A 26,999-nucleotide genomic window follows, 5' to 3' on the forward strand; every position below is an offset into this window, starting at 1 on the left:
TTAGATAGATAAAGGAGCTACGTTGATCGCCTCCACCGCCCGTATCTCCGGCACTGCTTTGAGCACCGACTGCTCTACGCCCGCTTTCAGCGTCATGGTAGACATCGGGCAGGAGCCACAGGCGCCCAGAAGCTCCAGCTTCAGCACCATCTCATCGGTTACTTCCAGCACTTTTACGTTGCCACCGTCAGCTTCCAGGTAAGGCCTGATCTGGTCGAGGGCGCTTTCTATGCGGAGTAAAAAGTCCTCATCTATGTTTACTACTCCCATTTTATTAACTTTTAATTTCTACAGGTTTGGTTTGCGCAAGCGAGGCATTTCGAACAGACACTTGTTGTGCCACAGCTTGTGCCAACTCTTTGAAAACACCAGAGGCCGGAGAATCGTTCTGCAGCACCACAGGCGTTCCGGCATCGCCGCTTTCGCGGATGCCCTGCACCAGGGGCACCTGGCCCAGCAATGCCACTTCATACTTCTCGGCCAGGGCTTTGCCTCCGCCTTCGCCAAAGATATAATATTTATTCTCCGGAAGCTCGGCAGGTGTAAAGTAAGCCATATTCTCTACCACACCCAGCACCGGCACATTGATCTGTGGCTGACGGAACATCTGCAGGCCTTTCATAGCATCGGTTAGGGCTACTTTCTGGGGCGTGGTCACAATTACAGCGCCTGTTACCGGCAGTGCCTGCACCATAGTCAGGTGAATGTCGGAGGTGCCTGGTGGCAGGTCCAGCAGCAGGTAATCCAGCTCGCCCCAATCCACATCCGAAATAAACTGGCGCAGCGCAGAGCTGGCCATCGGGCCACGCCAGATAACAGCGCCGTCGGCGGGTGTCAGAAAGCCGATCGACATCATCTTGACGCCATACTTCTCGACCGGTAAAATATAGTTCTTGCCGTGGTCACCCTGGATCATACGGGGGCGCTCCTGCTCGGTGCCAAACATCGTAGGGATAGAAGGACCGGAAATATCGGCATCTATCAGTCCGACACGCGCGCCGGACTGGGCCAGGGCGATAGCCAGGTTGGTGGTAACCGTTGATTTGCCGACGCCGCCTTTGCCGGAGGCCACTGCAATAATGTTTTTCACGCCGTTCAGTACTTCCGAGGTATCACCGCGGCCGGAGGTCACGCGCGAGGTCATGTTTACCGTAACCTCAGCGTCTTTGTCCACCATGGTATGGATGGCCGTGATGCAGGCTTTGCGGATCAGGTCTTTGAGTGGGCAGGCAGGCGTGGTCAGGATAACGGTAAAGCTGATGTCCTTTCCGTTCACCTGCACGTCCTCCACCATGTTCAGGGTCACCAGGTCTTTGCCAAGATCCGGCTCCTCCACATAGCTGAGGGCTTTGAGTATATCTTCTTTTGTAATAGCCATAGTGTGAATGCTAAAGAAATGCACAGCAAAGATACAAACAAAAAAGTCTATTCGCATGCAAAGCCTTAAGAGAGCAACAACCAATACAAAGTATAAGTTTTGCTCTTTGCAGATTAATCCGCATCAGCCGGTTCGGGTAAGAAAATGCAGCGGCCGTAAGTATAAGGTCCGGTGTTTTTTGGTGGGAGAAATGCCGGCAGGTTATGAAGCAGTTCGTGTATACTTTAACAGCTGCGAAGTATGAAAACCGCATCAGTTTCAAGTATAAAGTATGAATTATCTATTGGTTTGAAGTGTAAGCACGTTCTATCATGATGAAAGAAATGTGGGTGAAGTTTTTCCAGGCAAGCAGTGACCTTGTAGTATAAACGAGATAGATAAGAGCCGAAGGAGGGAAGTTGGGATAAAAGCGCTAGTTTAGGCATTGCTAGCCCTAAGCGCTCGAACCAACAACGAACAACTTAAAACCAGCATCCAACAAACCGCTATAAATGCTATCTTTGTCATCCGCTAGTATTTTCTGCCCATGTCTCTGATACCCAAAGAAACCGTTGACCAGGTTATTGCCCAAGCCGATATTGTGGAGGTAGTGGGTGATTTTGTATCGCTCAAGAAAAAGGGGCAGAACATGTGGGCCTGCTGCCCGTTCCACCACGAAAAATCACCCTCTTTCTCAGTTTCGCCGGCGAAGGGCATTTACAAGTGCTTTGGTTGCGGCAAGGCGGGCAACTCGGTGCAGTTTATCATGGATGTGGAAGGCACCAGCTTTCCGGAAGCCATCAAGTACCTGGCCAAGAAGTATGGCATCGAGGTGCCCGAGGAAGAGCAGCACCCAGAGTTTGCGCGTGAGCAGAGCGAGCGCGACAGCCTGTTCATTGTTTCGGAGTTTGCCAGCAAGCACTTTCAGCAGCGCCTCCACGAGCACGAACAGGGTGGGATCGGGCAGAGCTACCTGAAGCAGCGCGGTCTGAGCGGCAACACCATCCGCAAATTTGAGCTGGGCTATACCCTGGATGAATGGTCGGACCTGACCGATGCTGCCCTGAAAGCCGGTTTTCAGCAAAAATACCTCGAAGCCACAGGCCTCACCATTGCGCGCGAAGACGGCAAACGCTACGACCGTTTCCGGGGGCGCGTGATGTTCCCCATCCATAATATTTCGGGGCGCGTGGTAGGCTTTGGCGCCCGCACGCTCAAACCCAACGACAAGAAAAGCCCCAAGTACCTCAACTCGCCCGAGTCGGATATCTACCACAAAAGCAATGTGCTCTACGGCTTGTTCCAGGCCAAGCAGGCCATCCGGATGCAGGACATGTGCTTAATGGTGGAAGGCTACCTCGACGTGCTCTCGCTGCACCAGGGCGGCATTGAAAACGTAGTGTCCTCCTCGGGTACTTCCCTTACCGAAGGCCAGATAAAGCTCATCTCGCGCTATACCCAGAATATCACAGTGCTCTACGATGGCGATGCGGCGGGTATAAAAGCCTCGTTGCGCGGCATCGACCTGATCCTGGAAAACGGCCTGAACGTAGATGTGGTGACCTTTCCGGAAGGCGAGGACCCGGATTCCTATATCCAGAAAGTAGGCGATACGGCCTTTAAAGCTTACATAAAGGAGAAGGCGCAGGACTTTATCTCGTTTAAAACCAGCCTGTATGCCGAGGAGTCGAAGGGCAACCCGGTAAAGAAAGCCGAGGCCGTGCGTGAAATTGTAGGCTCCATTGCCAAAGTGCCGGATGCTATTAAACGCACCATCTTTTTCCGCAGCTGCAGCCTCATTTTTGATATCGACGAGCAGATCCTCATCTCGGAGTATAATAAAATGCAGCTGCAGGACCGGCAACAACCAAAAACAGGCAACAACTATGAACCTGCTGAAGCGCCGCATGAGCCTGTTGCGCCGGAAAAGCAGGATTCGGATGTAGATGTGCTGAAGCGCTATGAGCGCGAGATCGTACGTATGCTGCTCAACTACCCGGACCGGGTGCTGGAAGAAGGCATGACCACCTGCCAGTATATGTCGGAGCAGCTGGAGGATGTGGCGTTCCGGACACCGCTCTATGCCCGCCTGCTGGAGCTGGTAAAAGAAAAGCTGTCTGCCGGCGTGTTGCCTACAGCCGAAGATTTTATCAATTATCCCGATCAGGAAATACGCACCGAAGCAACCAACCTGCTTTCAGACCCGCATGAGCTGAGTCACAACTGGGAAACGCACCATATTTTTGTGCCCCGCGAAACGGACCTGTTGCCTTACGGCGCAGAGCGTGCCGTGCTCCGCCTGAAATGGCGCAACGTGGAACTGCTCCTGAAAAGCGAAATCGAAAAGCTCCGCCTCGTAACAGATCCGCAGGAGCAGGACCGGCAGCTCAATAGCATCATCATGTTAAAAACACTGCACAGCCAGCTCGGCGATATGCTGGGCATTGTGGTAAATAAGTAACGATTTACCTCTCTCCGGGCTTTCCTTTTCAGAAGGCTCATACTTTAAACCAGGAGCCAGCAGTTCCGGATCAGTCCTTTCTGGCGCAAGCGCCCGCTTGTGCCCAGCCAGCTACAAGGCAGCCAAGAGAACGGTAAGAAATTCAATCCATAAATACGGTAGCCGGACTCCAAATCAAAATTTCAAATATCACCCCTTCTTCAACTAAATCTGTACTTTAAGTGTTATTCAAATAAAATCAGGATTGCGGCATAAAACGCTTATTTTTGTGCTGCTTTAGCATTAGATAATAACCAAAGCCTGTTGCCGCTCAGAAGCGCCGCAGAAGGCCAAATAAAATAGTTGTATGGAAACTAATACGTCACAGGCATTAAGGCCTCTCGATACCATAGCCGCAGCAATAGAAGATATACGCCAGGGCAAGGTAGTAATTGTGGTGGATGACGATGACCGTGAGAACGAAGGCGACTTTGTATGCGCAGCCGAGAAGATTACGCCTGAAATTGTAAACTTTATGGCAACGCACGGCCGTGGCCTGATCTGCACGCCGCTTACCGAAGAGCGTTGTGATGAACTGGGCCTGGAACTGATGGTGGGCCGCAACACCGCCCTGCACGCCACGCCCTTCACCGTGTCCGTTGACCTGATAGGCCATGGCTGTACCACGGGCATCTCCGCTTCTGACCGGGCAAAAACAATCCAGGCGCTCGTAGATCCGAATACCGATCCGCATGACCTGGGCAAGCCGGGCCACATTTTTCCGCTTAAAGCCAAGAAAGAAGGCGTGCTGCGTCGCGCCGGCCACACCGAAGCGGCCGTAGACCTGGCCCATTTGGCAGGATTGGCACCGGCCGGGGTGCTGGTAGAGATCATGAACGAGGATGGCTCTATGGCCCGCCTGCCCGACCTGATAAAGGTGGCCGAGCGTTTCGACCTCAAACTCATTTCCATTAAAGACCTGATCGCCTACCGGCTGAAAAATGAGAGCCTGATAGACCGCGAGATCGTGGTGCAGCTGCCCACTGATTTCGGCACTTTCGACCTGTATGCGTTTACCCAACGGAGCAACGGGGCCAAGCACCTGGCGCTGGTAAAAGGCACCTGGGAGGAAGGTGAGCCTATTCTGGTACGCGTGCACTCGTCGTGTGTAACCGGCGATATTTTTGGCTCCTGCCGTTGCGACTGCGGGCCGCAGCTGCACGAGGCCATGCGCATGGTAGATAAGGAAGGCAAAGGCGTGATCGTATACATGAACCAGGAAGGGCGCGGCATTGGCCTGATCAACAAACTGAGAGCCTACAAGTTGCAGGAGCAGGGCCTGGATACGGTAGAAGCAAACCTAGAGCTTGGCTTTAAAATGGATGAGCGGGATTACGGGGTTGGTGCCCAGATCCTGCGCGACTTAGGGGTGCAGAAAATGCGGCTCATTTCCAACAATCCAAAGAAAAGGTCCGGCTTAATGGGCTATGGCCTGGAAGTGGTGGAGCGCGTGCCGATAGAGATGAAGCCGAACGAACACAACCAGAAATACCTGACCACCAAGCGTGATAAACTGGGACACGAAATTCTTAAAACCGTGACGGTGAATAAATAAACTGACCGGAGTTTCTTAGGAAAAGTCCTGCCCTTGATCTGTTCCGATCAAGGGCAGGACTTTTGTTTTAACATTAAAAATTTATCTTAAATATAGGAAACATTCCTTTTTAACTGGTGGTAAAAAATTGTAAGTGCCTGTTTTGTAGGATGTAGCAGCTGTGAGCATGTGCTCGCAACTATAAAAGGAAAGGTGTATGAAGGCAACCACGTTAAGAAGACTAATAATAGCGGTGTTTATGGTTTGGTCGGGCTTAACGTGGGGTTACAGCCGGGCCCAGAACCGCTCTGCCATTGACATACAAGTATGGCCCAGCGGTGAGGTTGTGCTCACTTCCGGCGATACCGTTAGCGGCCCCTTAATGTTTTACCGCAACCAGGATGTGATCAACGTGCAGCACAAGGATGGCACGGTCAGCGCTTTTTCTCCGGTTAACGTGCAGTACTTTATTGCCAACGAGCTACCGGGCGGTAACCATCATGTATTCCGGACCTACGCCTGGGACCAGGGCCACAACTACTCCAATTTCAGGAAGCCCACTTTTTTTGAACAGCTCAATGATGGGTATATCACCCTGATCATGCGCGAGACGTATACGGCACGCGATCTGGCCAATACGGGCGGCTACCGATACTACAACTCCGCTTATTATGCGCCTTCCAATTCGGAGTGGGCCGAGCAGGTAACCGAATTATACTATGCCCTGCTCCCCGATGGCACAATTATCACGTTACGCAATGTGCGCAAAGACCTCGGAAAGCTTTTTGGAAAGAAGTCGTCGCTCGTAAAATCCTTTGTGAAGCAGAACAAGTTGAGCTACGAAAACCCCATGGAAGTGGTCGCCATTGTCAACTACTTCAACTCGCTCGAGTAAGCTACAGATCCCGTAGTTTCAACGTATAGTACGCCAGAAACAAAAACAGGTCGATATACCCGATCGCCGGCAAGACCGCCCACTGCGGCAGGAGCAATTCCGTCGGTGTGGTGAGCTGGTCCATCAGTTCCTGCCCCGGCATGGGCGTCAGGCTCTTCCATACTTTCATGGGCATGAATTTATCCATACTATCGGAAAGTTGAAAATTGAGGATGGGCTCCACGATCTGCGCATACGCGATAAAGGCAATGATGGCAAGGCCGCTGCGCTTGATTAAAAAGGCGCTGAGCAGGGCCAGCGTCATATAGCCCACTGCCTGCACAAAGTAGTAAGAGAGGCTGTCTACCTGCCCGAAGATGGCGGCAACGCTTTTATCGGTGCTGTACACCATGCCAAAGTATAAACCCATCAAAAACAGGAACAGGGTGGCGGCCATACTTACAGCCAGGATCACATAAAACTTTGCCACCACCAGCTCCGCCCTTGACATGCCATCGATGACCTGCTGGCGAAACGTACGGTAACTATACTCGTCGGTGACCAGCACAATGATCAGAATGCCGAGCAGCAGATTAAAATAGCTGGCCACATACGCCAGCCGTTGCCAGATAGCCGGAAACTGGTACACATCACTGCCCAGCGCACTGCCGTTAATCGTAATATTGCTCATGGCATACATCACCAGTACCAGCAGCACCGCATAGATCGCCAGGATGACCCAGGCCGTGCGGTAAGGGAATATTTTCTGAAATTCGATGCGAAGTAAGTTCATCAAGATTGTGTTTTAACGATTTCCAGAAACTGGGTTTCCAGGCTTTTGCGCCGCACCACTACCTGCGAGAGCACGATGCCTGCCTCAAACATGGCCTTGTTCACATCAGCGCTCGTGCAGCCTTCCTGCAGGGTGAGCACCAGGTTTTCTTTTTCCGGATGAAAAGCGGCCACGCACGGCATTTGCGGCAAAAGCGCCAGCGCCTGCTCGCGGCTGTCGGTGCTGATCACCACACTGTCTTTGGCGGATAGGATCGTACCCACGGGACCTTCGGCCTTCAGCACACCTCCCTGCAGCACGGCCACATGGGTACATACTTTCTCCACCTCGTCCAGCAGGTGACTGGCAAGTATGATCGTCTTGCCCTCGGAGGCGATGCGCAGTATGAGCTGGCGCACCTCGGCGATACCTTCCGGGTCCAGGCCGTTGGTGGGTTCATCCAGCACCAGCACTTCCGGGTCGTTGAGCAGGGCAGCGGCCAGGGCAAGCCGTTGTTTCATGCCAAGCGAAAAGCCTTTAAAAGTCGTATGCCTGCGATGGTCGAGCCCCACCAGGTGCAGCGCGTGCCCGATCTTTTTAGGATCGGCGCCTTTGATGCTGGCAGCCACCTCCAGGTTGCGATGGGCCGTGAGGTAAGGGTAAAAGTTTGGCGTTTCGAGCAGGGCGCCCACGCGGCGCTTGGTGCTGCGGCTAACCGGCTGGCCAAACCAGCTGAAACTGCCCGCATCCGGCCGGATCACATCCAGCACCATACTCAGGGTAGTGGTTTTTCCGCTGCCGTTAGGCCCGAGCAGTCCGTAAATGCTGCCCTGCGCTACCTGCACCGATAGCTGCTGCACCGCCTGTATGGCGCCGTAGCGTTTACTAAGGTTGTTAATGTCGAGTATTGCTGCCAAGCGTATAGGTTTTCAGTACTGGTGTCTGGCTTTTTTCTATTGCATTACCGGAATATAGGAAAGTAAGTGAAGGCATCCAACTATCCGCCCGCGGTATCATCGATAATTAAAAAATGAACTCGAAACGTATGCTGCCCAATAACTGAATTTCGGCGCCTCTTCCGGCCACGAGCAAGTATAAATCCTTGCTTATCAGGTTGCAGCAAGTATGTGCGTGCTGTAACTGTTTGCATGTATTGGTGAGGCAGCCTGATGAGAATGAAACGCCACCGCCCGGAAAATAACGCCATGCAACAGCGCCTTACGTATGGCTTTCTATGGCATCAACAGAAAAACTATATATTGGCACCTCCGGCTGGAGTTACCGCTGGCAGGGCATCCTCTACCCCGAAGACATGAAATCGGCCGACTTCCTGCCGTATTACGCCACCCGGTTCAACACCACCGAGCTCAACAGCAGCTTTTATCATTTCACGATGGTGAAGACCATTGAGAAATGGCTTAGCCTTACGCCGCCGTCCTTTCGGTTTGCCGCCAAGCTAAACCAGGAGATCACGCACAAACGACGCCTGGTGGATGCCGAAGAGCCGCTCGATAAGTTTATGGGCCGGTTTCTGGCCATGGGCGAGCGGCTGGGGCCGGTGCTGGTGCAGCTTCCCGGTAGCCTGCATTTCGACTTTGGTGTGGTGGCGCCCTTTGTAACGATGTTGCGCGAAAAATACCCTGAGACGATCTTTGCCCTGGAAGCCCGTCACAAGTCGTGGTTTACCGAGCAGGCCCAGGAGCTGTTGCAGGAGCATGATATTTCGTGGGTGATCTCCAGCGCCGGCAAGCGGTTTCCAAAGCTCGAAACCACCACTACCGACACCGTTTACCTGCGCCTGCACGGCGATGAGCGCATGTATAGCTCGTCCTACTCCGACGAGCAATTGGAGCGCTACGCCTTCATGATCTACGACTGGCTGCTGGACGGAAAGGAAGTATGGGTATATTTTAACAACACCATTACCGGCGCCGCTGTGCAGGACGCGCAAAAGCTGCGGGAACTGGTGGAGCAAATGTGAAAGTCCTGAATTTCTCTAGAACCTGAAAATTGATACCTTCCGCCGGGGCTAAATCCGTACCTTTGTGCGGCAAATAATTGCTGCTTTTATTTTAGCTATACTTTGGCAGCCCCTAACCCGGGCTGCTCTTTTTTAACGGATGACACCTATGTTCAACAATACCGGTACCCTTATTTTTGACCTGGATGGCACCCTTTGGGATGCTACCCAAACCGTGGCCGATGCCTGGCAGGAAGCGCTGAAGAAGTATGATTTTATAGACCGCTCGGTGACGCAAAAGGATGTGCAGTCGTTGGCGGGGATGCCGTATGATGCTATTTTCGAAAAGCTTTTCCCCAACGTGCCGGATAAGTATAAAACGGAGCTGCAGGAGACCTGTGCCGCCCAGGAGCTGCAGCACCTCAGCAGCGCCGGCGGCAGGTTGTACGACGGCCTGGAAGAAACCCTGGCTTACCTACAGGGCAAGTATAAACTGGCCATCGTGAGCAATTGCCAGAGCGGCTACATCGAGGCTTTCCTGCAGCACAGCAAACTGCACGCCTACTTTACCGACCATGCCTGCTACGGCACTTCTAAACTGGCCAAGGCCGACAACATCCGCGAGGTAATCCGAAGAAACAACTTTACCAACGCTGTATACATTGGCGATACAAAAGGCGATTACGAAGCCAGCGTAGGCGCGAACGTGCCCTTTATTTTTGCCGCTTACGGGTTTGGCGAAGTAACGCAGCAGGTGCCCCGGATCGCAAGATTCAGCGAGCTGCAGCAGTTGTTCTAAGAGGCTTTTTGATCAGCAGAAACGTGGTTGGCTGTTGCCCAACCGCGCATCGGAAGCTTCCCCCTATACTTTGGGGTTGCGCCCGACTTCTGCATGCTTGCATAAGGGCAGCAAGAAAACGGATTTCGGTAGTCTTCTCTATTTTTATATCTTGTGAGCATACTTGCCGGATGCGTTATTCCGAAGGCGTATCAGGTGCTTTAAAGCCAACAAAATATTTAAAATGAGGAAGCTAATTACACTGGCTATACTACTGGCGCTGCTCGTTCTGCCCGGAATGGCCCAGAAACGTGCGATCACCCTGGACTCTATGGTGACGACCAAACACGACGTAACCATCAACGGCAAACGCGTGCCTTATACCGCTACAGCCGGCACGCAGCCGGTGTGGGACGAAGACGGCAAGCCCATTGCGGGGCTGTTTTATACTTATTATGAGCGCTCGGATGTAAAAGACCGTGCCGCCCGCCCGCTCATCATCTCTTTTAACGGCGGCCCCGGCTCTGCTTCGGTGTGGATGCACATTGCCTATACAGGTCCGCGCCTACTCAATATCAACGACGAAGGGTACCCCGTGCAACCTTACGGCATCAGGGAAAACCCTTATGCGCTGCTCGACATGGCCGACATCGTATTTGTGAACCCGGTAAACACAGGCTACTCGCGCATGGCGGCCGGCGTGGACAAAGATAAAATGAAGGCGAAGTTCTTTGGCGTGAATGCTGATATCACTTATCTGGCCGAGTGGATCAACACCTTCGTCACGCGCAAAGGGCGCTGGGCTTCCCCCAAATACCTAATCGGCGAGAGTTACGGCACCACGCGTGTGTCTGGGCTGGCGCTGGAGCTGCAGGAGTCGCAGTGGATGTATTTGAACGGCGTGATCCTGGTATCACCTACGGAACTGGGCATCGAGAGGAGCGGCCCTGTTGATGCTGCCCTACGCCTGCCATACTTTGCTGCCACGGCCTGGTACCACAAGCAACTGCCCCCGGATCTGCAGCAGAAAGACCTCACAGCCATGCTGCCCGAAGTAGAGGAATTTACCATCAATGAGCTGATCCCGGCCATCAGCCGGGGCGGTTTTCTGGACGAAGCGCAGAGAAAAGCCATAGCCGCCAAAATGGCCCGCTACTCCGGCCTGTCGGAGCAGGCTATCCTGCAGCACAACCTGGTGGTGCCCACTAACTTTTTCTGGAAAGATCTGCTGCGCGACCAGGGCTTTACGGTGGGTCGCCTCGACTCGCGCTACAAAGGCATTGACCGCGAAGATGCCGGCGAACGGCCCGACTTCAATGCCGAGCTCACCGCCTGGCTGCACGCTTTTACGCCGGCCATTAACCTGTATCTACGCGACGAGCTCAAGTATAAAACCGATGTGAAGTATAACATGTTCGGCTCCGTGCATCCCTGGAACAACGAGAATAACCATGCCGGCGAAAACCTGCGCCAAGCCATGGCCGAAAACCCTTACCTGCACGTCATGATCCAGTCTGGCTACTACGATGGCGCCTGCGATTACTTTAATGCCAAGTATAGCATGTGGCAACTCGACCCGAGCGGCAAGCTGAAAGACCGCCTGAGCTGGAAAGGCTACCGCAGCGGCCACATGATGTACCTGCGTCGCGAAGACCTGAAAACCGGTACCGACGATATCCGCGACTTTATCCGTGCCTCCCTGCCCAAGAAGGACCAGCCGGCGATGTATTAAGACGTTAGATTTTAGACGTAAGATTTTAGACAAAGGACAAAAGACCTGCTCCCCGCTCTTCCGGGCTTCCTAGTCCGGAAGTTGCCTGATGGGGACTTCTTAGTCCCCATTTGTATTTGAACTGGATATCTCCCGAGGATATCCCTGTCCCCATACCGGCACCAGCGGATAAGGATAGTTGAATCAGCAATGGTAGGGCCTCTTCTACGGGCGCTGCCACTGTTTTAGAAGGGGCCCATCCTTTCCGGCAATCGGGTCGGCAGTGGGCAGGGGCACCCGGGCGATGTGCTTTTTCGTTTCTGCCGGATCGTTCTTTTCGGTGCAGATGTCATAGTTTTCCTGCCCGGCGGGGTAAGCGCCCACAACTTTAAAATCCGCAGACGACGACTTGAGGCAATGCCCAGTGCCTGCCGGCAGCACCAGCAGATCGTTTGCTTTTAAGGTTACCTCTGGGGCACCTGGTCCGCCAAGTATAAGGATAGCCGAGCCTGCTGCCACGCCCAGCACCTCGTGCGAGCGGCTGTGGTAATGGTGATAATCAAACACCCCGTTTACCCAGCTGCCGCGCCAGTTGTTGGCGGCAAAAGATTCTTTAAACTGTTGCACCAGGTTCTCCTTGCTCTCAAATACATGCTGGTAAATCAGCATCGGCAGCTGCTGGTTGTTGGGGATGTTGCCGTACGGCGGTAGCAGGTGCGGGGTTACGGTGAGCTGTTTCATACAAGGCTAAAGTTTAAAGAATGTACGTAAGTGCCCGTCCCTTCCGCTATCCTTCTTTTCTTGCAAATTAAGCTTAACTTGAGAGTTGAATCATACTGTTAAAACGCACCCGCTATGAAAAAAGCCCTTTTCGTTATACTTGCTGCCGCGCTCTGGTCCTGCTCGGCCAGTAAAGAAACAAAGCAGCCGCCCCTGGCTATGGACGAGTTGGCTGAGCGCTATGTAAAAACCCTGCTGCAACTGGGGCAGTACGACGCCGATGTGGTGGACGCCTACTACGGACCGGCGGAGTGGAAGCCAAGCGGCCCCCCTTCAGATACGCTACCAGCAGCGGCGATGCTGGCCGAGCTGCGCCTGATCCAGCGCAACCTACAGACGCAACCTGCAACTGCCTTATCCGATATGGAGCAAAGACGGCTTGTGATGTTCCAAAAGCAGGTGCGCGCCGCTATGACCAAAATAGAGATGATGCAGGGCAAGAAGCTGGACTTCGACACCGAAGCGGAGCTGCTATACGATGCTACACCTCCGCATTACCCGTTGGCACATTTCGACTCGCTGCTTACGGCCATAGACAGGCAGCTGCCAGGCAAAGGGAGCATTTCGGAGCGTTGGGCAGCGTACCAGGCGCACTTCGAGATCCCAAAAGAGAAGCTGGATGCTGTTTTTCAGGCAGCCATAACCGAGGCGCGCAACCGAACGAAAGCCCATTACAAGCTGCCCGCCAACGAGAACTTCCGGGTAGAGTATGTGACAGACAAGGCATGGTCGGGCTACAATTATTTTAAGGGTAACGGCTACAGCCTGATCCAGATCAACACTGATTTCCCGATCTACATTGAGCGCGCCATTGACCTGGCCTGCCACGAAGGTTATCCCGGCCACCATGTGTTTAACACCTTGCTGGAGCAGCACATGGTAAACGAGCAAGGCTGGAAGGAATACGCTATTTATCCTTTGTTCAGCCCGCAATCCCTCATAGCCGAGGGTAGCGCCAACTATGGCATCGAAGTGGCTTTTCCGGCGCAGGAACGGCTGGTATTTGAAAAACGCGTACTGTTTCCGCTGGCCGGCCTCGATCCTGCAGAAGCGGCGCGTTATTATAGCATACTTGGCCTGATCGGGAAACTAAATTTTGCCGGTAACGAAGCCGCCCGCCAGTATCTGAACGGCACCATGAGCCGTGAGGAAGCAGCTGCTTTTTTTGTGAAGTATAATTTCTATCCCATCGATAAAGCCCTGCAGCGCACCCGCTTTGTAGACAAGTACCGGAGCTACGTGATTAACTATAACCTGGGGCAGGAGCTGGTCCGCAGGTATGTAGAGGCGCATGGCGGCACCGACGAGAACCCGGAAAAACGCTGGCAGGTATTCGGAGAATTACTCTCGCAGCCCAACACTGCCACCATGCTGCAGTGAGGAGTTATACTTGCCGCTCATAAAAAAAGCCACCGTTGCGGTGGCTTTTTTATGACTCGGAATGGCGTGGGCTTAAGCAACTTTCACAAAAAGCTGCTCTTTGCTGCGACGTACTTTTTTAGCAGTGGCCAGGAAGTCGGCTTCTGCGTGGCGGTAACCCAGCGGAAGCAAGGCAACGCTGCGCAAGCCTTTTTCTTTCAGCTGCAGGAGCTCGTCTAAGGCAGTCGGATCAAATCCTTCCATGGGCGTGGCATCCACGCCTTGCTCTGCGGCAGCAGCCAGGGCGGTACCCAAGGCAATGTAGGCCTGGCGGGCAGACCACTCATACTTTTGTTCCTGCGTGCGGCTCACAACAGAACCCATCAGGCTGTTCTTGAAATCGGCGAGCGATTCAACAGGAATGTTGCGTACAGTGGCAATATTGAGCATATACTCGTCTACCTGCGCCTCGGTCACGTCGTTCCAGGCTGCAAAGATCAGCAGGTGCGATGCTTCCACAATCTGGGGCTGGTTGTAGGCTACTTTCTGGATCTGCTTGCGCAGCTCAGCATCTTCTACTACCAAAATAGTATAAGGCTGCAGGCCCATAGAGGAAGCGGATAAACGCGTGGCTTCCAGAATGTAGTCTACCTTGTCCTGCGGCACCTGCTCACCCGTCATACGCTTGGTCGCGTAGCGCCAGTTCAAATGATTTAAAAGACTCATATTTTTTCTAATTATTATCTATACAATTAATGTATGTACATGCAAATATAAGCATTAACATGGCATCCTATACATTAGTTTCCTGAAAAATGCAGTGTTTCTGAGGAGAAGCCACAAAAAAGCCACCCAGTAACAGGTGGCTCTTCTATACTTAAAGTATAAGCTATACTTCTACAGCGGCAATTTCACGTCCTGCATCAGGCGCCCCACCGGGTAAAGCATGTGCGTAGGCTCGTAATGGGGCGAATGGCGGTATACGAATTCCAGCTGGGTGCGTGGGTTCTTGGCAAAATCCATATCCGTTTTCTTTTTCTCCTCCAGCTGCCGGCGCAGCGCCGGGTCTTTCTGCAGGATATCCGCCGCCAGGTCTTCGAACACATAGCTCGAGAAATACTCTTTCTGCATCAGGATGGAATCGAAGAAATTCCAGTTAAAGTATGAGTCCACAGCCTGTGGCTCCAGCACCTCTACCACAAAGCGGTTGGTGGGCTGGTTGAGGTACACCACATAATCACCTTTAAAGAACTGGCGTGGCATGCGCTCGGTGCGCAGCTGCACCTCCGAGTGGATGTAATGCCCTTCATACGGTCGGGGGCTGGTTTTATAGTCGGTAATATAATACGAGTCCAGGGTGAGGGTTGTATCTTTTGTGAGCTGCCGGAGCTGCACTTTGTCCAGTTGCAACCGCTCGATCACCTCGTGCCAGGCCTGCGGCACAATATAGGCCACGGGTTTTTGCACCGTTACAGTCGGTACGAATTCATCATAATAGTTGATCATTTTGCTGTAGGGCGCTTTGCGGTCGTAGTACAAGCGGTTAGCGCCGCTCACCTGGCTGGGTTTATACTTGGCAGCATACCCCAGGAACGGGATCTGCTTTACCTTGGTGGTATCCAGTTTCCAATCCAGCGGGAACTGCTTTTGCGTGAGCGTTTCCTGCTGCGCCTTAGCGCGTGCCTGGCCGATCTCGTCGGCATCGCGGTGGATGGTTCCGATCATGTTTTCCATCAGCTTATAGGTGGCATCCACGCGCTGCTTGTAAGGCTTGAGCATATGGGTTTCGGGCACAAAACCAATGGTGTTATACAGGGTCGTATAGCCCGTGTCGTAGCGGGGCGATTCCATAAAGCCGATAATGCCTTTGTCGGGCGTCTCGTCTACGGTGTTCATGTAGGGCACCATCGGGTACTTGTCCTGCTTCATCCCGGCATACAGGCTCGGAATCATTTCACCGGTGACATAACCTGCCAGCGTCTGGTTCATTTTGTTGTGCTGTGTGGGGATGAGCGTCATCACGTGCTGGTAATCGGCCCCGTTCGAGGTATGATTGTCCATGAACACATCGGGATTCCAATCGCGGAAGATCTGGTGAAAGGTGCGCGCATTTCGGGAATCTGTTTTGATGTAATCGCGGTTGAGATCCAGGTTGCGGGCGTTGCCCCGGAAACCGTAGCTTTCGGGGCCGTTCTGGTTGGTGCGCGTGTGGCTGTTGCGGTTCAGGGCGCCACCGATGTTATACACCGGGATGATGATCAGCACCACGTTGTCGAGCTGTTTGCGCAGCTTTTTATTTTGCAGGTAGTCACGGGCCAGCATCATGGTCGCATCGATGCCTTCCGGCTCGCCGGGGTGGATACCATTCTGGATGAGCAGCACGCGCTTGTTTTTCTGATGCACAGCAGCCGGGTCAAACTCCCTGTCCGTGGATACGATCACCAGGTGCAGCGGCCGCCCCACATCCGTCATGCCATAGGGCACCATCTTCACTTCCTCGTAGGCTTCATCCAGTTTCTGGTACCAGGCAATGGCTTCGTCGTAGGTAGCGGTTTGGTTGCCGTTGCCTTTCTCAAACGGTGTTTTCAGGTCAGGTTTGGATGGCCCTGTAGTGGAGAGGAGGGCTGTGAGGAGCAGTGTGGTCAGCATTCGTTTTAGCGTTGTTGAAACAAGGCTGTAAGAACGTAAAAAGCAGGAAGAGGTGAAAGGCAATAGCGGAGAAATGATGGGATTGATAGGTGGTTACTGTGGTTTTATACTTCTGGTTATACCTGGTAGGAGGCTTGATCTTCAAGTAAGGTATTCCGGCTATACTTACTAGCTGCTGGTTGATGCTCAGTTTTATACTTTCCTGTTTTATCTTATACTTTGGAGCGCTCCAAGCCCGCGAGGGCTCGTCCTTTGGCATCGCGCTGCTGATTTGAAGCTGCCCTTGCGGGCTGCCCTGCCGGGCACCGCAACAAATCAAAGGCGCTCAACCCAAGGACTGGGAATCATTCGATAGCGCCTACTTATACTTCAGCTCAAGTATAGGAAGTAATAAAATTGACTACTATTGCACTGCAACTTAAACCAAGTCCCCTTTTGAAGGGGGTAGGGGGATGAACCTGAGTAGGCCAAATACAATGCTTAAACATGCATCAAAGCAATTACAGAACTCCCCCTCCTTAGACTAGTGAGAACGCGAGTTCGAAGCTAGCGAGCGTAGCTCTGAGGGGCAGGGATGGTTGGACCCGGTACTGAAAACGCTTATACTTCATCAGCAGCAATTACAGAATTCTCTCTTGGGCATTTGATAAAGGGGAAGAGGTACATAGGATAAAACCGGAAGGAGGCCAAAATTTATGCAAGACTTCCTTAAAACCTGCTGCGGTCTTTTTCTTTGGGGAAGAACAGGTAGTCGAGGCTATACTTACCCGGGCCGATAAAAAGCAGGGATAAAAAGAGGATGGCCGCTTCCAGGGCATGCGAATACCCGTTAAAGTCATCGCCGCCGGCTATGTGGTTGGTAATGGCTACCAGCATGGTCAGTAGCAGCAGCACGCAGGCCGGCCGGAAGAACAGCCCCAGCACCAGTAACAGGCCGCCCACCGCCTCCGAAAAACCGGCCATAAAACCCCAGAAAGCCGGCGCAAAGTCAATGCCTACTACTTGCATCACCTTCCCAATCTGTTCCCAATGCTCCTGGCCTCCGGCCAGTTTAGGCCAGCCATGCAGGATAAAAGCAAGGCCCACTCCGAGCCGGAGAATTAAAATACCTAATTTCTGATAGCGGTAGCGGGAACGTAGTATAGCCATGAAAGCAATAATAGGTATTTATACTTAATATTACAAAGTGCTAATATACTAAAATGCTTTTAACCACCGTATTGCCGGGCACATCCGCTGGTTTTATACGGGTAAGCTTGTCTTTTGGCAACTGGCTTTGGTCAAGCACAAACGAGAGCCCCATTTCTTCTACCACCGCCACAAAATTGCCTTCGCCCTGGCTCACATAACTGATCGGGTAAGCGCGCTGCACCTCGCTGAAAGTGGATCCGATACCAATGCCTTTGGCCGTTTTATACCGGGGGTTGTGCACTGCTATGCGCCATACATGGCAGGCAGGCTCGCAGACCTGCTCTACTAAAAGCCCTTTCGTTTCGTTTTGCGGGTACAACAGGTACGCGGTAGCCTGCATGCCTTCCTGCTGCAGGGTGGTGTCGGCGATGGTGTAGCCAACGGGTATGTGCTGGCGCAGGTCCTCGGTAAGCGTGCCCAGGCGCACATTGCCCACATGGCCTTTTTCAATGACGAAGCTAGCTGGATCGGGCTGCACGGCTACTTCTGCAGCTGCTACCGGCGAGGGACCGGCAGTAGCAACGGTATCGGGCCGGGTTTCCGGCTGGTCGCTCTGCGAGAGGCAGGCAGCCATACTAACGCCCAAGAGTACGGCGTAAAGGATATGTTTCAGGATGCGTAGTTTTCTCATAGTAGTTTAATTTACTCTTAAACCTTGTTGTTGGGGAGCAGGTTGTAGTATATTAGCACGAAAAGTTGATTCATTTATTTTATTATATATTAACTAAATTTAATAATGGCAAAACCATTAATCTTAGTATCTAACGACGACGGCATTACCGCTCCCGGTATACGCATGTTGGTAGAGGTGGCCATGAGAGTAGGAGAAGTGGTGGTGGTAGCCCCTGACAGCCCGCAGTCGGGTATGGGCCATGCCATCACGATTGGCAACACGTTACGGCTCGACAGATCCATTGCGCTCGACGACCTGGACGTAGAAGCGTACGAATGCTCGGGCACCCCGGCAGATTGTGTGAAATTAGCTAAGTACCATGTGCTGAAAGACCGCCGCCCGGACCTGGTGGTGAGCGGCATCAATCATGGCTCCAACTCCAGCATAAGCGTGCTGTATTCCGGCACGATGTCGGCGGCGATCGAGGCAGCAATCGAAGGGCTTCCGTCCATTGGTTTTTCGCTTTGCGATTATGGCCATGAAGCCAATTTCTCGCACATCCCCGACTTTGTAGAGCAGATCATCCGGCAGGCAATTGAAAACCAGATACCGGAAGGCACTGCTCTCAACGTCAATTTCCCGAAGAAGAACGATAAGCCGATAAAAGGGATAAAGATCTGCCGGCAGGCACAGGCCAAGTGGCAGGAAGAATTTGATGAGCGCCTGGACCCGCACAACCGCAAGTATTACTGGATGACGGGCAGCTTTGTGAACTTCGACAAAGGAGAGGATACCGACGAGTGGGCGCTGGTCAATAATTACGTTTCCATCGTTCCCTGCCAGTTCGATATGACAGCGCATCATGTCATTGCCCTGCTCAACAACGACTGGACGTTCTAGTCTTACCTGCAGGAAAAGTGCTGCTTATCTAACAAAACGCCCGGCTTACTGCAAGCCGGGCGTTTTATCTTTATACTTAGTTTGAGGTATGAATAAATATCCATGATGATGCCGCAACTGCTCCTGAAAACGGGAATTGGTTTATGGTCAAGTATAAGCGAATGTACCTGCGCTGCTGCGGCCAGGGGGCTTACTTTAATGCAAACCTGATGGGCAAAGTATATTGCACCGGTACCAGTACCCCGTTTTGTTTGCCGGGCATCCAGCTGCCGCTTGTCAGCTTCACAACGCGTGCTGCCTCCTGGTCCGTTTCAGGGCTCAGGCTTTTAACAGTTTTTATACCGGTCACGGAGCCGTCCGTCTCCACCACAAACGAAACAACGGTTAGTCCTTCCAGGGCTGCCTCTTTGGCTACGGCCGGATACATGATATGACCCGCTAAAAAGGTAAACAGTGCTGCCTCACCACCCTTAAATTCGGGCATCTGCTCTACATAAGTATACGCCTTAGCTGTGTCTGATTTCTTTGCAATGGTGGCTTGCCGGGTGGGCGCTGTTGCTACCGCATCTTCGTCCGAAGTGCAGGAGCCGAAGGCAAACAAACAGGCGCATACGAGGGCAACAAAGGCGGTTTTGCGTAAGAGGGGCTTTTTCATGATGATGTTAGTTAGAGGTTTAAAATTTATTTTAAAGGCAATGGCTTTCCAGGCACGGCGTTAGCGTGCAGAAAAAGGATATAAAAGAGAAGGTTTTTACTTTAAGGCGAAGCGGAGCGGCAGGGTATAACGGACAGGAACAGGCTTGCCGCCTTGCTTACCCGGTTGCCACTTTCCGCTCATCAGGCCGGCAACACGCATGGCTTCCTCGTCTGTTCCGTTGCCCAGGCTTTTAAGTACTTGTATGGCATCCACTGTGCCATCGGGTTCCACCGTAAAGGAAAGCACGACCAGGCCTTCTGTTTTTGCTTCCTGGGCCACTTTCGGGTAGCGGATATTGGTTGCCAGAAATTTGAGCATTTCAGCATCACCGCCTTTAAATTCTGGCATCTGCTCTACATACGTATAAGGTTTTTCTGTCTCCTCGTGCGTAGCAGCATCTTTCTCGCGAGGCAGGGTAGGGTTGAATCTTTCCTGAGGAGTTGCGGCAGTTGCTTTTACATCCTGCTTTAAGGGATTAGTTGCCGTGGCGGGGGCAAGTATATCAGCTGTAACTTGCCCGGAGCCAAATACAAGTATAATGCCCAGGAGCAACGGCACTGTGAGCAGGGGTCGGAGCCAGCCGGTGTGGCGGCCATGTTGCTGCAACATGTGCAGGCGCCGGATCACCTGCGGTTTACCAAAATAGCTGCCAATGGGCAAGCCCATACTTAACAGCACCTCTTTGGAGAGCAACGAACGATAGGCCTGCAGCTGGCAGTTACGCAGCACACGGGCATCGGCCTGAAACTCGTGCACATCGCGGAGTTCCTGTTTCAGCAGCCACACCACCGGGTTAAACCATTGCAGCGCCGTCAGCAACTCAAAGTATACGATGTCGAAGCTATGGCCCAGTTGCACATGCGCCAACTCATGCGCTAGTACCTGCTGCTGCTCCGCTTTGCTGAGCTTTTTCTGGCCCGTCAGGAAAATGGCCTTTCCAAATGCAAACGTGGGCAGCGGATCCTGCAACTGGTATACCTGCGCGGGTGTATCAGCCGCTTCTACAGGTATGGCTGCTGCTTTCAATTGCCGGATAGTGGCTAGCTGCCGGCTCAGGCGGTAAAGTATAAGGGCTGCTCCTGCCAGGTATACTGCCAGCAACAACGTCTCGAAAGAAAATACTGTGGCACCTGGGCCCGAAGCCGGCCTGTGGGAGCTTATCACCACCTCCCGGAGCCGGATTGCCTGCAGGGTTTTCGCCAAAGCAGTATCAGCAGAAAGCAATGATGGCCATTTTACCAGCGGTACCAGGAGCGCGGCTACGGGCGCCAGCAGCAGGTATACGCGGTTAAAGGCAAAGCAGTGCTGGGTGCGCAGCAGCACATAATAAAACAGGTAGAGGGCCGCCAGCACCAGGGCGGAGGGAAGTATAAAGCTAAGCGTTGCTTCCATCGTCGGGGTCCTCCTCGTCTAAGTTGGCTTTTACATGTTGCATCAGCTGGTCCAGTTCCTGCACATTCAGGTTGTTGTCTTTGGCAAAGAAGGATACCAGCTTCTCAAAAGAGCCACTGAAATAGCCGCTCATAAAGTTTTTCAGAAAAAAGCTTTTATACTTGTCCTGGGCTATCAGCGGGTAGTACTGGTGCGATTTACCAAAAGCATCGTGGCCTACAAAGCCTTTGTTTTCCAGAATCCGCACAATCGTGGAAACGGTGTTGTACGCCGGCTTCGGCTCGGGAAGCTGCTCCCGGATATCACGTACAAAGGCCCGCTCCAGTTGCCACAGCACTTGCATGATCTCTTCTTCGGCTTTGGTTAACTCTTTCATGTAAAGTCTAGGTGGTAATATTGGTTATACTAAGATATAACTAAATACTTAGTTTAAAAACTAAAGGTTTAGTTATATACGAAATAAATAAAAAAGGCTCCCGGTAGGGGAGCCTTTTTTTGTAAAGTAAGCCGTGGTTTAGTAACCTGGGTTCTGAGTCATGTTCGGGTTGGCGTAGATTTCGCGCTGCGGAATAGGAAACACGAAGTTGGGCGCAGTGGATGGTGCAGACCCGATATTCCGGCCGGTGCGCTTGGCATCGAAAAGGAAGAAACCACCTTCAAAGGCCAGTTCCAGCTCCCGCTGCTTTAACACATCCTCCACCGTTACCGATGTAACCGACGCAAGTCCTGCCCTTGTTCGGATCTTATTGATATCATTTAAAGGGGTATCGCCGGTGGTGGTGCCTAGCCGCAGGTTTGCTTCTGCCCGGGTAAGGTATAGCTCGGCCAGCCGTATCACCTTTACGTTGCCATACAGGTTATCGAACTTGCTGGTTCTGGTGGAGCCCCCATCGTCGTAGAAAGTATTAGCGCGCTCATCTTTGGCTTCATATTGGGCGATAAAACCCGGCTTGATCTCGATATCACCCCGTCCGCCAAAGTCAGAGGAGGCATAGAACTCATTTAAGCTGTTGGAGCCTTGCTGCGGCGTAACCTGGAGAGCAAAAATGTCTTCGGAGGTATTTTCTACGTGCACAGCTCCCGGATTTGGAAACAAGTCTGCATAGTTCGGTACGAGCGCATAACTTCCAGAGCCTATCACAGTAGTCGCTTCGGCAGCAGCATTTACATAATCCCCTTTCTGCAGGTATACCCGCGAGAGGATAGCAGAAGCAGCGTACGTGTTGGCATAAAAGCTCTTTGTATCCGGAAGTTTTGCCTTGGCATCGTTTAAGTCTGCCAATACCTGGTTGTATACTTCTGCCACCGTAGCCCGGGAAACATAAGAGTTTTCATCTATCTGCAGCGTCGGCGTGAGTACCAGCGGAACGCCCAGGTTGGCATTCGGATCGCCATTATTCCAGTCGTTTCCATAAAGACGCACCAGGTCGAAATAAGCCAGGCCGCGCAGAAACTTTGCTTCGCCTTCTACACGGTCCCGGTCGGCTTCATCCACTTTGTCGATCGAAGCAAGCACGTTGTTGAGCAGATTGATCGCTTGGTAGCCTGAGATCCAGATGTTGGAAATGAAGCCATTATTAGTTGGGATGGTCTGGCTATAGATCTGCGTTAGTCCCGTATAGGTTCCGGTCCAGGTAATGGCAGTCTGGCCGGCCAACAGATCAGGCTCCAGGTATATTCGTCCGCCATACAGATCCGCTACGCCCATGCGATTGTAAGCACCTATCAGGGTAATTTTTACATCCTGTGAGGTAAGTAATGCTTTGCTTTGCTCAATCGAATCAGAGGGGCTTATATCCAGTTTTTTATCGCAGGCACTGAACGTAGCTGCTAAGCTAAAGCCCAGGGCTGTTATATATATATAATTTCTTCGTTTCATTGCGTAGAGTGTTAAGAATTAAAAGCCAATGTTAACGCCAAATGTAATGGTGCGCGGTTGCGGCGCCGAGTAGAAATCAACACCCAGGTTGATGTTGGATGCCTGGTAATCGGCGTTCACTTCTGGGTCCCATCCGTCGTAATTGGTGATCAGGAACAGGTTGTATGCATTCATGAACACGCGGGCATTCTGCATTTTTACACGGCTTACCCAGGCTTTCGGCAGGTTATATCCCATCGAGAAGGTTTTCAGGCGCACGTAGGAACCATCTGATAAGTAGCGGCTGGAAGGACCTACACCATTTCCATAAAACAGGCGGGGCTCCGGAATATTGGTGATATCGCCGGGCTTGTCCCAGTAATTCATCTGGTCTGTGGTCTGGTTATCAAACCCGTTGCTGCCATTGGCGCTCATGTACTGGCCGCCTCCGTTATAAATTTTGTTTCCGGTAACGCCCTGGAAGGAGAAGGAAAGATCAAAATTCTTGTAGGAGAAGTTGTTTGTCAGGCCACCGATATAATTAGGCGTTGGATTGCCCAGGATAACATCCTGTGCAGCACTGTAATCGTTTGTGGTGGTGCGGTCAATAGAGCCGTCGGCGTTGGTGGTGTTTAGATAGTATATGGCATCACCGTTAGCAGGGTCCACACCGGCATACTCTTTTCCGAAAAACACGCCGATCGGCTGGCCTTCTATTACGCGGTTCAGGTCGTTGGTGCCCAGTACCTGGCCCTGTATGTCTGTTACGCGGTTCTTGTTGTAGGAGCCGTTAAACGTGGTGGACCAGTTAAAATCACCCACAATGTTCTGCGAGGTTACGGAGAGCTCATAGCCCTGGTTGTAGAGCTTGCCCAGGTTCTGCAACTGGGTAGCAAAGCCCGATGTTGCCGGAACATTCACATAGAGCAGCAGGTCATCGGTATTCTTGCGGTAATAATCAAAAGAGCCGGAAATACGGTTGTTCAGGAAACCGAAATCCAAGCCAAGGTCCAGTTGGGCAGTAGACTCCCACTTGAGGTCAGGGTTAGCAATTTGCGTGATGCGCTGTCCTGCGTCGCCGTTGTAGCCAGCATCGCCGGTAAACAAGCCCAGCGAAGCAAAGTTCGGAATCTCGGCGTTTCCTGTCAGGCCGTAGCTGCCACGCACTTTCAAAGTAGACAGGTAGCTGATGCCTTTCATGAACTCTTCCTCCGAGATCATCCAGCCAATAGAGCCGGCCGGGAAGAAACCGTAGCGGTTGTCAGCACCAAAGCGGGAAGAGCCGTCTATGCGGGCACTGGCTGAAACGAAGTACTTGTCGCGGAACGAATAATTACCCCGGGCAAAGTATGACAGGAAGCTATAGCCTGTTTCAGAGGATGATCCGGCCGAGATCTGGGCTGCAGACGACAACTTCTTGTAGGCATCTGACGGGAACTGCTGACCCTGTACGTCGCTAAGATTTGTTCTAGACTGCTGATAGCTCATACCTGCTGTTATATCAAGCGCATTATTCTCGTTGATGGTGTTGCGGTAAGTGAAGTAGTTGTTGGTGTTATAGTTGATCACCTGCGTAGAGGAGTTTTCCCCGAAGCCATTTGGTGTACCTGTGTTCCGGAAAGTCAGGCGGCCATAGTAGCTCTCTTCGTGCTGGTTCAGCTGGTCTACGCCAAACTCAGAGCGAAACGCCAGCCTATCGGTTATTTTCAACTCGCCGTATACGTTGCCGATGGTGCGGTACACACTTGTCTGGTACGAGGCATTGCCCAGGGCAAGCAGCGGGTTATAGTATACCGGGTAATTGTTTGCTACTCCTGGCAGGCTGCCGCTCAGCAGGCCGGAACGGGGGTCAATGATCGGCGTGATCGGCGATAAGGCTACGATCTGCATTGGAGTAGAGAAAGCATTATCGTTGGAAACCCGGTCGTTCTCTGTTTTGGCAAAGCTCAGGTTCATACCTACGTTCAGGATGCTGTTCATCTTATTATCCAGGTTGATGCGGCCCGAGTATCTTCTGAAAGCATTCCCGATCAACAAGCCTGTCTGGTCCAGGTACTGCCCGCTGATGTAGTAGGTAGTGTTCTCGTTACCACCGGACAGGTTGAGGTCGTACTGGGCCTGCGCTGCACTCTGGAAGGCTTCTCGCTCCCAGTTGGTGTTCACCGCGCCTGTTTCCCAATCCTGGTTGCCAGCTGAATAGCGGGTCATGCGGCTGTTCACAAAATCGGCATTATCAGCTATTGCATCCTCCAGCGTTGGATAATCGTCTGGATAGTTAGCAAAATCAAGTGGTGCAGCGCCAAGGCCGGCGCGTTGCATAAGCTGTACATACTGCTTCGCATTTAAGAAGTCACGGTGGCGCGATGGTTTGCTGCTGCCCCACTGGGCAGAAAAGTTAATGCGGGAGGTACCGGCTTTGCCTTTTTTGGTGGTGATCAGCACTACGCCGTTAGAACCTCTTGCACCATAAATAGCTGCAGCCGCTGCGTCTTTCAACACCTCAATAGAGGCCACATCATTAAAATTGATGTCGGCCAGCGGGTTGGTGCCCGCCGAAGTACCGGACAGGTTTTCTGTTGTGATCGGAATACCGTCAATTACATATAGCGGCTGGCTGCCGGCAGACAGAGAGGACGTGCCCCGTACGCGCACCTGAATGCCCTGGCCCAGCTTGCCGTTATTCGACTGGATGAACACACCGGCGGCTTTGCCCTGTATGGCCTGCTCTACTGAGGTAACCGGGGTTTGCTCTACTTCTTTAGAGGTCAGGGAGGCAATAGAACCCGTTACGCTGCGCTTTTCCTGCGTACCATAGCCCACCACCACTACTTCTTCGAGTTGCTGCTGGTCGGTGCGGAGCTGCACATTAATGCTGGTGCGGCCTTCAACAGGAATTTCCTGGCTTTCCATTCCGATAAAGCGGAATACCAGCGTAGCCTTAGGCTGCACCTGCAGCGAATACTCGCCATTTACTCCGGTAGTAACCCCGTTAGAGGTGCCTCGCTCCAGAACTGTAACACCAGGCAGGGCAGAGCCATCGGAGGCTGCCGTTACCCGACCAGATACAGTTTGAGCTTGTGCCCAGGCGCTGTTTACAAGCGCGAAGAACAACAAAATACTCAACAGTACATTTTTCTTCATGATCGTTTAGGTTTAGCTTAAAAATTAAATCGGCATCAGGAGCTTCCGGTGGCACAAGGACCGTTCGAAAGGCTCCGTACTTGTTTGTGTTAGGTAAATTTGGAAAAGGTGTAAAAAGGTGCGGCAATAATGCCTCTTATACGGCATCTAAAATAATAATAATAAAACAATACTGGAAGTAATTTAAATGATTCATAGGCATACAACCATTTTTAACACAATGACAGTGAAGGGGCTAATTTGCAAAACTTTCCGGATTAGTACTGTGCTAACGGATATATTTTATAGGTCGGCCTGTAAAAAAAGCAAATGCGCGTGAATAGCTAAGCCAGCGCATGTGTGCCTTGTTATTGCTCCAGCACATTTACGCTCACGTACCCGTGTCCGCCTTTGCTGGCCACACGCCAGCCTGATTTTTTCAAGTATCTAAGTATAAAACTGTTGAGTAGGCCATGTGCTACCAGCACCGCTATGCCGCTGGCCTGCGCTTCGGTTGCCAGTAGGGTGGCACCGGCCTGGGCGCGTTGCCTGGCCTGCCGGAAACTCTCGATTCCCTGGTGGTTGAGCCCCAGAAACCATAGCAGGCGTGCTGTCAGCAGCCAGAAACCAAGCGGCAGGCGCAGCAGGGGCAGCGGAAAGATTTTTCGCTCAAATTCCCGGAAGCGGGCATCCGCCACCAGGCGCACCTTTTCTCCGAAAATAGCCTTAGCCGTTAGTTGGGAGCGCAGCAGCGTGCTGCAGTATACTTTGGTGATGTGCTTATACGGAAAGGCTTCGTGCTGCAGAACAAACGCTTCTACTTCAGCGGCATCGTAGGCGGTCAGGAAGCCGCGGGCCGAACGGGCCGAGAACAGGCCGCTGCGCTGCACCAGGGGCCGCGCATGGCGGATAAGAAAGATCTGCTTTGGGGGAGTGCTGCTGGTTGTTTCCAAG

General features: G+C 52.4%; 24 protein-coding genes. 8 read left to right on the plus strand and 16 right to left on the minus strand.

All coding sequences use genetic code 11. The features are described 5' to 3' along the window. Both LWL52_RS02940 and LWL52_RS02945 read right to left on the minus strand, forming a co-directional pair. Entirely contained in the window at nucleotides 1-270 is a 270-nt protein-coding gene (locus LWL52_RS02940) for a NifU family protein (RefSeq protein WP_242916773.1), read from the minus strand. A gap of 4 nt (nucleotides 271-274) precedes the next feature. After that, nucleotides 275-1,378, minus strand: coding sequence for an Mrp/NBP35 family ATP-binding protein (locus LWL52_RS02945; protein ID WP_242916774.1), 1,104 nt, complete (start codon nucleotides 1,376-1,378; stop codon nucleotides 275-277). Between the two features lie 526 nt (nucleotides 1,379-1,904). Between LWL52_RS02945 and dnaG the strand changes: the two genes are divergently transcribed. The 3 genes from dnaG to LWL52_RS02960 all read left to right on the plus strand — a co-directional run bounded on the left by dnaG (nucleotide 1,905) and on the right by LWL52_RS02960 (nucleotide 6,286). Beyond that, the gene (gene dnaG, locus LWL52_RS02950) at nucleotides 1,905-3,818 is read left to right on the plus strand and encodes a DNA primase (protein ID WP_242916775.1); all 1,914 of its coding nucleotides are present in this window, start codon (nucleotides 1,905-1,907) and stop codon (nucleotides 3,816-3,818) included. Nucleotides 3,819-4,164: 346 nt separating this feature from the next. After that, nucleotides 4,165-5,412 (plus strand): bifunctional 3,4-dihydroxy-2-butanone-4-phosphate synthase/GTP cyclohydrolase II, encoded by a 1,248-nt coding sequence (locus LWL52_RS02955; RefSeq protein WP_242916776.1) that lies wholly within the window; start codon nucleotides 4,165-4,167, stop codon nucleotides 5,410-5,412. Between the two features lie 196 nt (nucleotides 5,413-5,608). Then, nucleotides 5,609-6,286, plus strand: coding sequence for a hypothetical protein (locus LWL52_RS02960; RefSeq protein ID WP_242916777.1), 678 nt, complete (start codon nucleotides 5,609-5,611; stop codon nucleotides 6,284-6,286). 1 nt (nucleotide 6,287) lies between these two features. Here the strand turns inward: LWL52_RS02960 and LWL52_RS02965 are convergent, their stop codons facing one another. Together LWL52_RS02965 and LWL52_RS02970 are read right to left on the minus strand one after the other, a co-directional pair. Continuing rightward, nucleotides 6,288-7,058, minus strand: coding sequence for an ABC transporter permease (locus LWL52_RS02965; RefSeq protein WP_242920643.1), 771 nt, complete (start codon nucleotides 7,056-7,058; stop codon nucleotides 6,288-6,290). Then, a complete protein-coding gene (locus tag LWL52_RS02970) occupies nucleotides 7,058-7,954 on the minus strand; it encodes an ABC transporter ATP-binding protein (RefSeq protein WP_242916779.1) in 897 nt (298 codons plus the stop codon). Before LWL52_RS02970 ends, LWL52_RS02965 begins: the two co-directional genes overlap by 1 nt. A gap of 317 nt (nucleotides 7,955-8,271) precedes the next feature. On the opposite strand from LWL52_RS02970, the gene LWL52_RS02975 reads away from it, so the two are divergent. From LWL52_RS02975 to LWL52_RS02985, 3 genes are all read left to right on the plus strand, one after another. Next, entirely contained in the window at nucleotides 8,272-9,018 is a 747-nt protein-coding gene (locus LWL52_RS02975; protein WP_242916781.1) for a DUF72 domain-containing protein, read from the plus strand. A 148-nt stretch (nucleotides 9,019-9,166) separates the two neighbouring features. Beyond that, nucleotides 9,167-9,796, plus strand: a complete 630-nt coding sequence (locus LWL52_RS02980) for an HAD family hydrolase (protein ID WP_242916783.1) — start codon at nucleotides 9,167-9,169, stop codon at nucleotides 9,794-9,796. A 223-nt stretch (nucleotides 9,797-10,019) separates the two neighbouring features. Then, on the plus strand, nucleotides 10,020-11,507 hold the full coding sequence (locus LWL52_RS02985; RefSeq protein WP_242916785.1) for a S10 family peptidase: 1,488 nt from the start codon (nucleotides 10,020-10,022) through the stop codon (nucleotides 11,505-11,507). A gap of 204 nt (nucleotides 11,508-11,711) precedes the next feature. Here LWL52_RS02985 and LWL52_RS02990 read toward each other — a convergent pair whose 3' ends face one another. Then, nucleotides 11,712-12,227 carry a cupin gene (locus LWL52_RS02990; RefSeq protein ID WP_242916787.1) on the minus strand — a complete coding sequence of 172 codons (516 nt, stop codon included), beginning with the start codon at nucleotides 12,225-12,227 and terminating at the stop codon, nucleotides 11,712-11,714. Between the two features lie 114 nt (nucleotides 12,228-12,341). Between LWL52_RS02990 and LWL52_RS02995 the strand changes: the two genes are divergently transcribed. Further along, complete coding sequence (locus LWL52_RS02995) at nucleotides 12,342-13,646, plus strand: DUF885 domain-containing protein (RefSeq protein ID WP_242916789.1); 1,305 nt, start codon at nucleotides 12,342-12,344, stop codon at nucleotides 13,644-13,646. 72 nt (nucleotides 13,647-13,718) lie between these two features. On the opposite strand, the gene LWL52_RS03000 is transcribed toward LWL52_RS02995, so the two are convergent. From LWL52_RS03000 to LWL52_RS03020, 5 genes are all read right to left on the minus strand, one after another. Then, the gene (locus LWL52_RS03000) at nucleotides 13,719-14,351 is read right to left on the minus strand and encodes a nitroreductase family protein (RefSeq protein WP_242916791.1); all 633 of its coding nucleotides are present in this window, start codon (nucleotides 14,349-14,351) and stop codon (nucleotides 13,719-13,721) included. Nucleotides 14,352-14,522: 171 nt separating this feature from the next. Then, nucleotides 14,523-16,274 carry a M14 family metallopeptidase gene (locus LWL52_RS03005; RefSeq protein ID WP_242916793.1) on the minus strand — a complete coding sequence of 584 codons (1,752 nt, stop codon included), beginning with the start codon at nucleotides 16,272-16,274 and terminating at the stop codon, nucleotides 14,523-14,525. Further along, nucleotides 16,216-16,533 (minus strand): hypothetical protein, encoded by a 318-nt coding sequence (locus LWL52_RS03010; RefSeq protein WP_242916795.1) that lies wholly within the window; start codon nucleotides 16,531-16,533, stop codon nucleotides 16,216-16,218. The genes LWL52_RS03005 and LWL52_RS03010 overlap by 59 nt, the downstream gene beginning before the upstream one ends. Nucleotides 16,534-16,982: 449 nt before the next feature. Beyond that, the gene (locus tag LWL52_RS03015) at nucleotides 16,983-17,423 is read right to left on the minus strand and encodes a DoxX family protein (RefSeq protein WP_242916797.1); all 441 of its coding nucleotides are present in this window, start codon (nucleotides 17,421-17,423) and stop codon (nucleotides 16,983-16,985) included. Between the two features lie 40 nt (nucleotides 17,424-17,463). Beyond that, complete coding sequence (locus tag LWL52_RS03020; protein ID WP_242916799.1) at nucleotides 17,464-18,096, minus strand: mechanosensitive ion channel protein MscS; 633 nt, start codon at nucleotides 18,094-18,096, stop codon at nucleotides 17,464-17,466. 105 nt (nucleotides 18,097-18,201) lie between these two features. Between LWL52_RS03020 and surE the strand changes: the two genes are divergently transcribed. Then, nucleotides 18,202-18,978 carry a 5'/3'-nucleotidase SurE gene (gene surE / locus LWL52_RS03025; protein WP_242916801.1) on the plus strand — a complete coding sequence of 259 codons (777 nt, stop codon included), beginning with the start codon at nucleotides 18,202-18,204 and terminating at the stop codon, nucleotides 18,976-18,978. 190 nt (nucleotides 18,979-19,168) lie between these two features. On the opposite strand, the gene LWL52_RS03030 is transcribed toward surE, so the two are convergent. The 6 genes from LWL52_RS03030 to LWL52_RS03055 form a co-directional block, all read right to left on the minus strand. Next, the gene (locus LWL52_RS03030; RefSeq protein WP_242916803.1) at nucleotides 19,169-19,633 is read right to left on the minus strand and encodes an energy transducer TonB; all 465 of its coding nucleotides are present in this window, start codon (nucleotides 19,631-19,633) and stop codon (nucleotides 19,169-19,171) included. Between the two features lie 96 nt (nucleotides 19,634-19,729). Continuing rightward, complete coding sequence (locus LWL52_RS03035; RefSeq protein ID WP_242916805.1) at nucleotides 19,730-21,067, minus strand: M56 family metallopeptidase; 1,338 nt, start codon at nucleotides 21,065-21,067, stop codon at nucleotides 19,730-19,732. Further along, the gene (locus LWL52_RS03040; protein WP_242916807.1) at nucleotides 21,051-21,443 is read right to left on the minus strand and encodes a BlaI/MecI/CopY family transcriptional regulator; all 393 of its coding nucleotides are present in this window, start codon (nucleotides 21,441-21,443) and stop codon (nucleotides 21,051-21,053) included. The genes LWL52_RS03035 and LWL52_RS03040 overlap by 17 nt, the downstream gene beginning before the upstream one ends. Before the next feature lie 138 nt (nucleotides 21,444-21,581). After that, on the minus strand, nucleotides 21,582-22,946 hold the full coding sequence (locus LWL52_RS03045; protein ID WP_242916809.1) for a RagB/SusD family nutrient uptake outer membrane protein: 1,365 nt from the start codon (nucleotides 22,944-22,946) through the stop codon (nucleotides 21,582-21,584). An 18-nt stretch (nucleotides 22,947-22,964) separates the two neighbouring features. Next, nucleotides 22,965-26,066 (minus strand): SusC/RagA family TonB-linked outer membrane protein, encoded by a 3,102-nt coding sequence (locus LWL52_RS03050; protein WP_242916811.1) that lies wholly within the window; start codon nucleotides 26,064-26,066, stop codon nucleotides 22,965-22,967. 347 nt (nucleotides 26,067-26,413) lie between these two features. After that, nucleotides 26,414-26,998 carry a histidine phosphatase family protein gene (locus LWL52_RS03055; RefSeq protein ID WP_242916813.1) on the minus strand — a complete coding sequence of 195 codons (585 nt, stop codon included), beginning with the start codon at nucleotides 26,996-26,998 and terminating at the stop codon, nucleotides 26,414-26,416. Between the last annotated feature and the right edge of the window lies 1 nt (nucleotide 26,999).

The sequence above is a fragment of the Pontibacter liquoris genome, assembly GCF_022758235.1.
Classification (GTDB): Bacteria; Bacteroidota; Bacteroidia; order Cytophagales; family Hymenobacteraceae; genus Pontibacter; species Pontibacter liquoris.

Coding starts and splice junctions, on each gene's coding strand:
- LWL52_RS02945 (WP_242916774.1), bottom strand. CDS start 1,378: ATGGCTATTACAAAAGAAGATATACTCAAAGCCCTCAGCTATGTGGAG.
- LWL52_RS03010 (WP_242916795.1), bottom strand. CDS start 16,533: ATGCCAAAGGACGAGCCCTCGCGGGCTTGGAGCGCTCCAAAGTATAAG.
- dnaG (WP_242916775.1), top strand. CDS start 1,905: ATGTCTCTGATACCCAAAGAAACCGTTGACCAGGTTATTGCCCAAGCC.
- LWL52_RS03035 (WP_242916805.1), bottom strand. CDS start 21,067: ATGGAAGCAACGCTTAGCTTTATACTTCCCTCCGCCCTGGTGCTGGCG.
- LWL52_RS02995 (WP_242916789.1), top strand. CDS start 12,342: ATGAAAAAAGCCCTTTTCGTTATACTTGCTGCCGCGCTCTGGTCCTGC.
- LWL52_RS02990 (WP_242916787.1), bottom strand. CDS start 12,227: ATGAAACAGCTCACCGTAACCCCGCACCTGCTACCGCCGTACGGCAAC.
- LWL52_RS02965 (WP_242920643.1), bottom strand. CDS start 7,058: ATGAACTTACTTCGCATCGAATTTCAGAAAATATTCCCTTACCGCACG.
- surE (WP_242916801.1), top strand. CDS start 18,202: ATGGCAAAACCATTAATCTTAGTATCTAACGACGACGGCATTACCGCT.
- LWL52_RS03005 (WP_242916793.1), bottom strand. CDS start 16,274: ATGCTGACCACACTGCTCCTCACAGCCCTCCTCTCCACTACAGGGCCA.
- LWL52_RS03020 (WP_242916799.1), bottom strand. CDS start 18,096: ATGAGAAAACTACGCATCCTGAAACATATCCTTTACGCCGTACTCTTG.
- LWL52_RS02975 (WP_242916781.1), top strand. CDS start 8,272: ATGGCATCAACAGAAAAACTATATATTGGCACCTCCGGCTGGAGTTAC.
- LWL52_RS03000 (WP_242916791.1), bottom strand. CDS start 14,351: ATGAGTCTTTTAAATCATTTGAACTGGCGCTACGCGACCAAGCGTATG.
- LWL52_RS02980 (WP_242916783.1), top strand. CDS start 9,167: ATGTTCAACAATACCGGTACCCTTATTTTTGACCTGGATGGCACCCTT.
- LWL52_RS03030 (WP_242916803.1), bottom strand. CDS start 19,633: ATGAAAAAGCCCCTCTTACGCAAAACCGCCTTTGTTGCCCTCGTATGC.
- LWL52_RS03050 (WP_242916811.1), bottom strand. CDS start 26,066: ATGAAGAAAAATGTACTGTTGAGTATTTTGTTGTTCTTCGCGCTTGTA.
- LWL52_RS03040 (WP_242916807.1), bottom strand. CDS start 21,443: ATGAAAGAGTTAACCAAAGCCGAAGAAGAGATCATGCAAGTGCTGTGG.
- LWL52_RS02960 (WP_242916777.1), top strand. CDS start 5,609: ATGAAGGCAACCACGTTAAGAAGACTAATAATAGCGGTGTTTATGGTT.
- LWL52_RS03045 (WP_242916809.1), bottom strand. CDS start 22,946: ATGAAACGAAGAAATTATATATATATAACAGCCCTGGGCTTTAGCTTA.
- LWL52_RS02985 (WP_242916785.1), top strand. CDS start 10,020: ATGAGGAAGCTAATTACACTGGCTATACTACTGGCGCTGCTCGTTCTG.
- LWL52_RS02955 (WP_242916776.1), top strand. CDS start 4,165: ATGGAAACTAATACGTCACAGGCATTAAGGCCTCTCGATACCATAGCC.
- LWL52_RS03015 (WP_242916797.1), bottom strand. CDS start 17,423: ATGGCTATACTACGTTCCCGCTACCGCTATCAGAAATTAGGTATTTTA.
- LWL52_RS02940 (WP_242916773.1), bottom strand. CDS start 270: ATGGGAGTAGTAAACATAGATGAGGACTTTTTACTCCGCATAGAAAGC.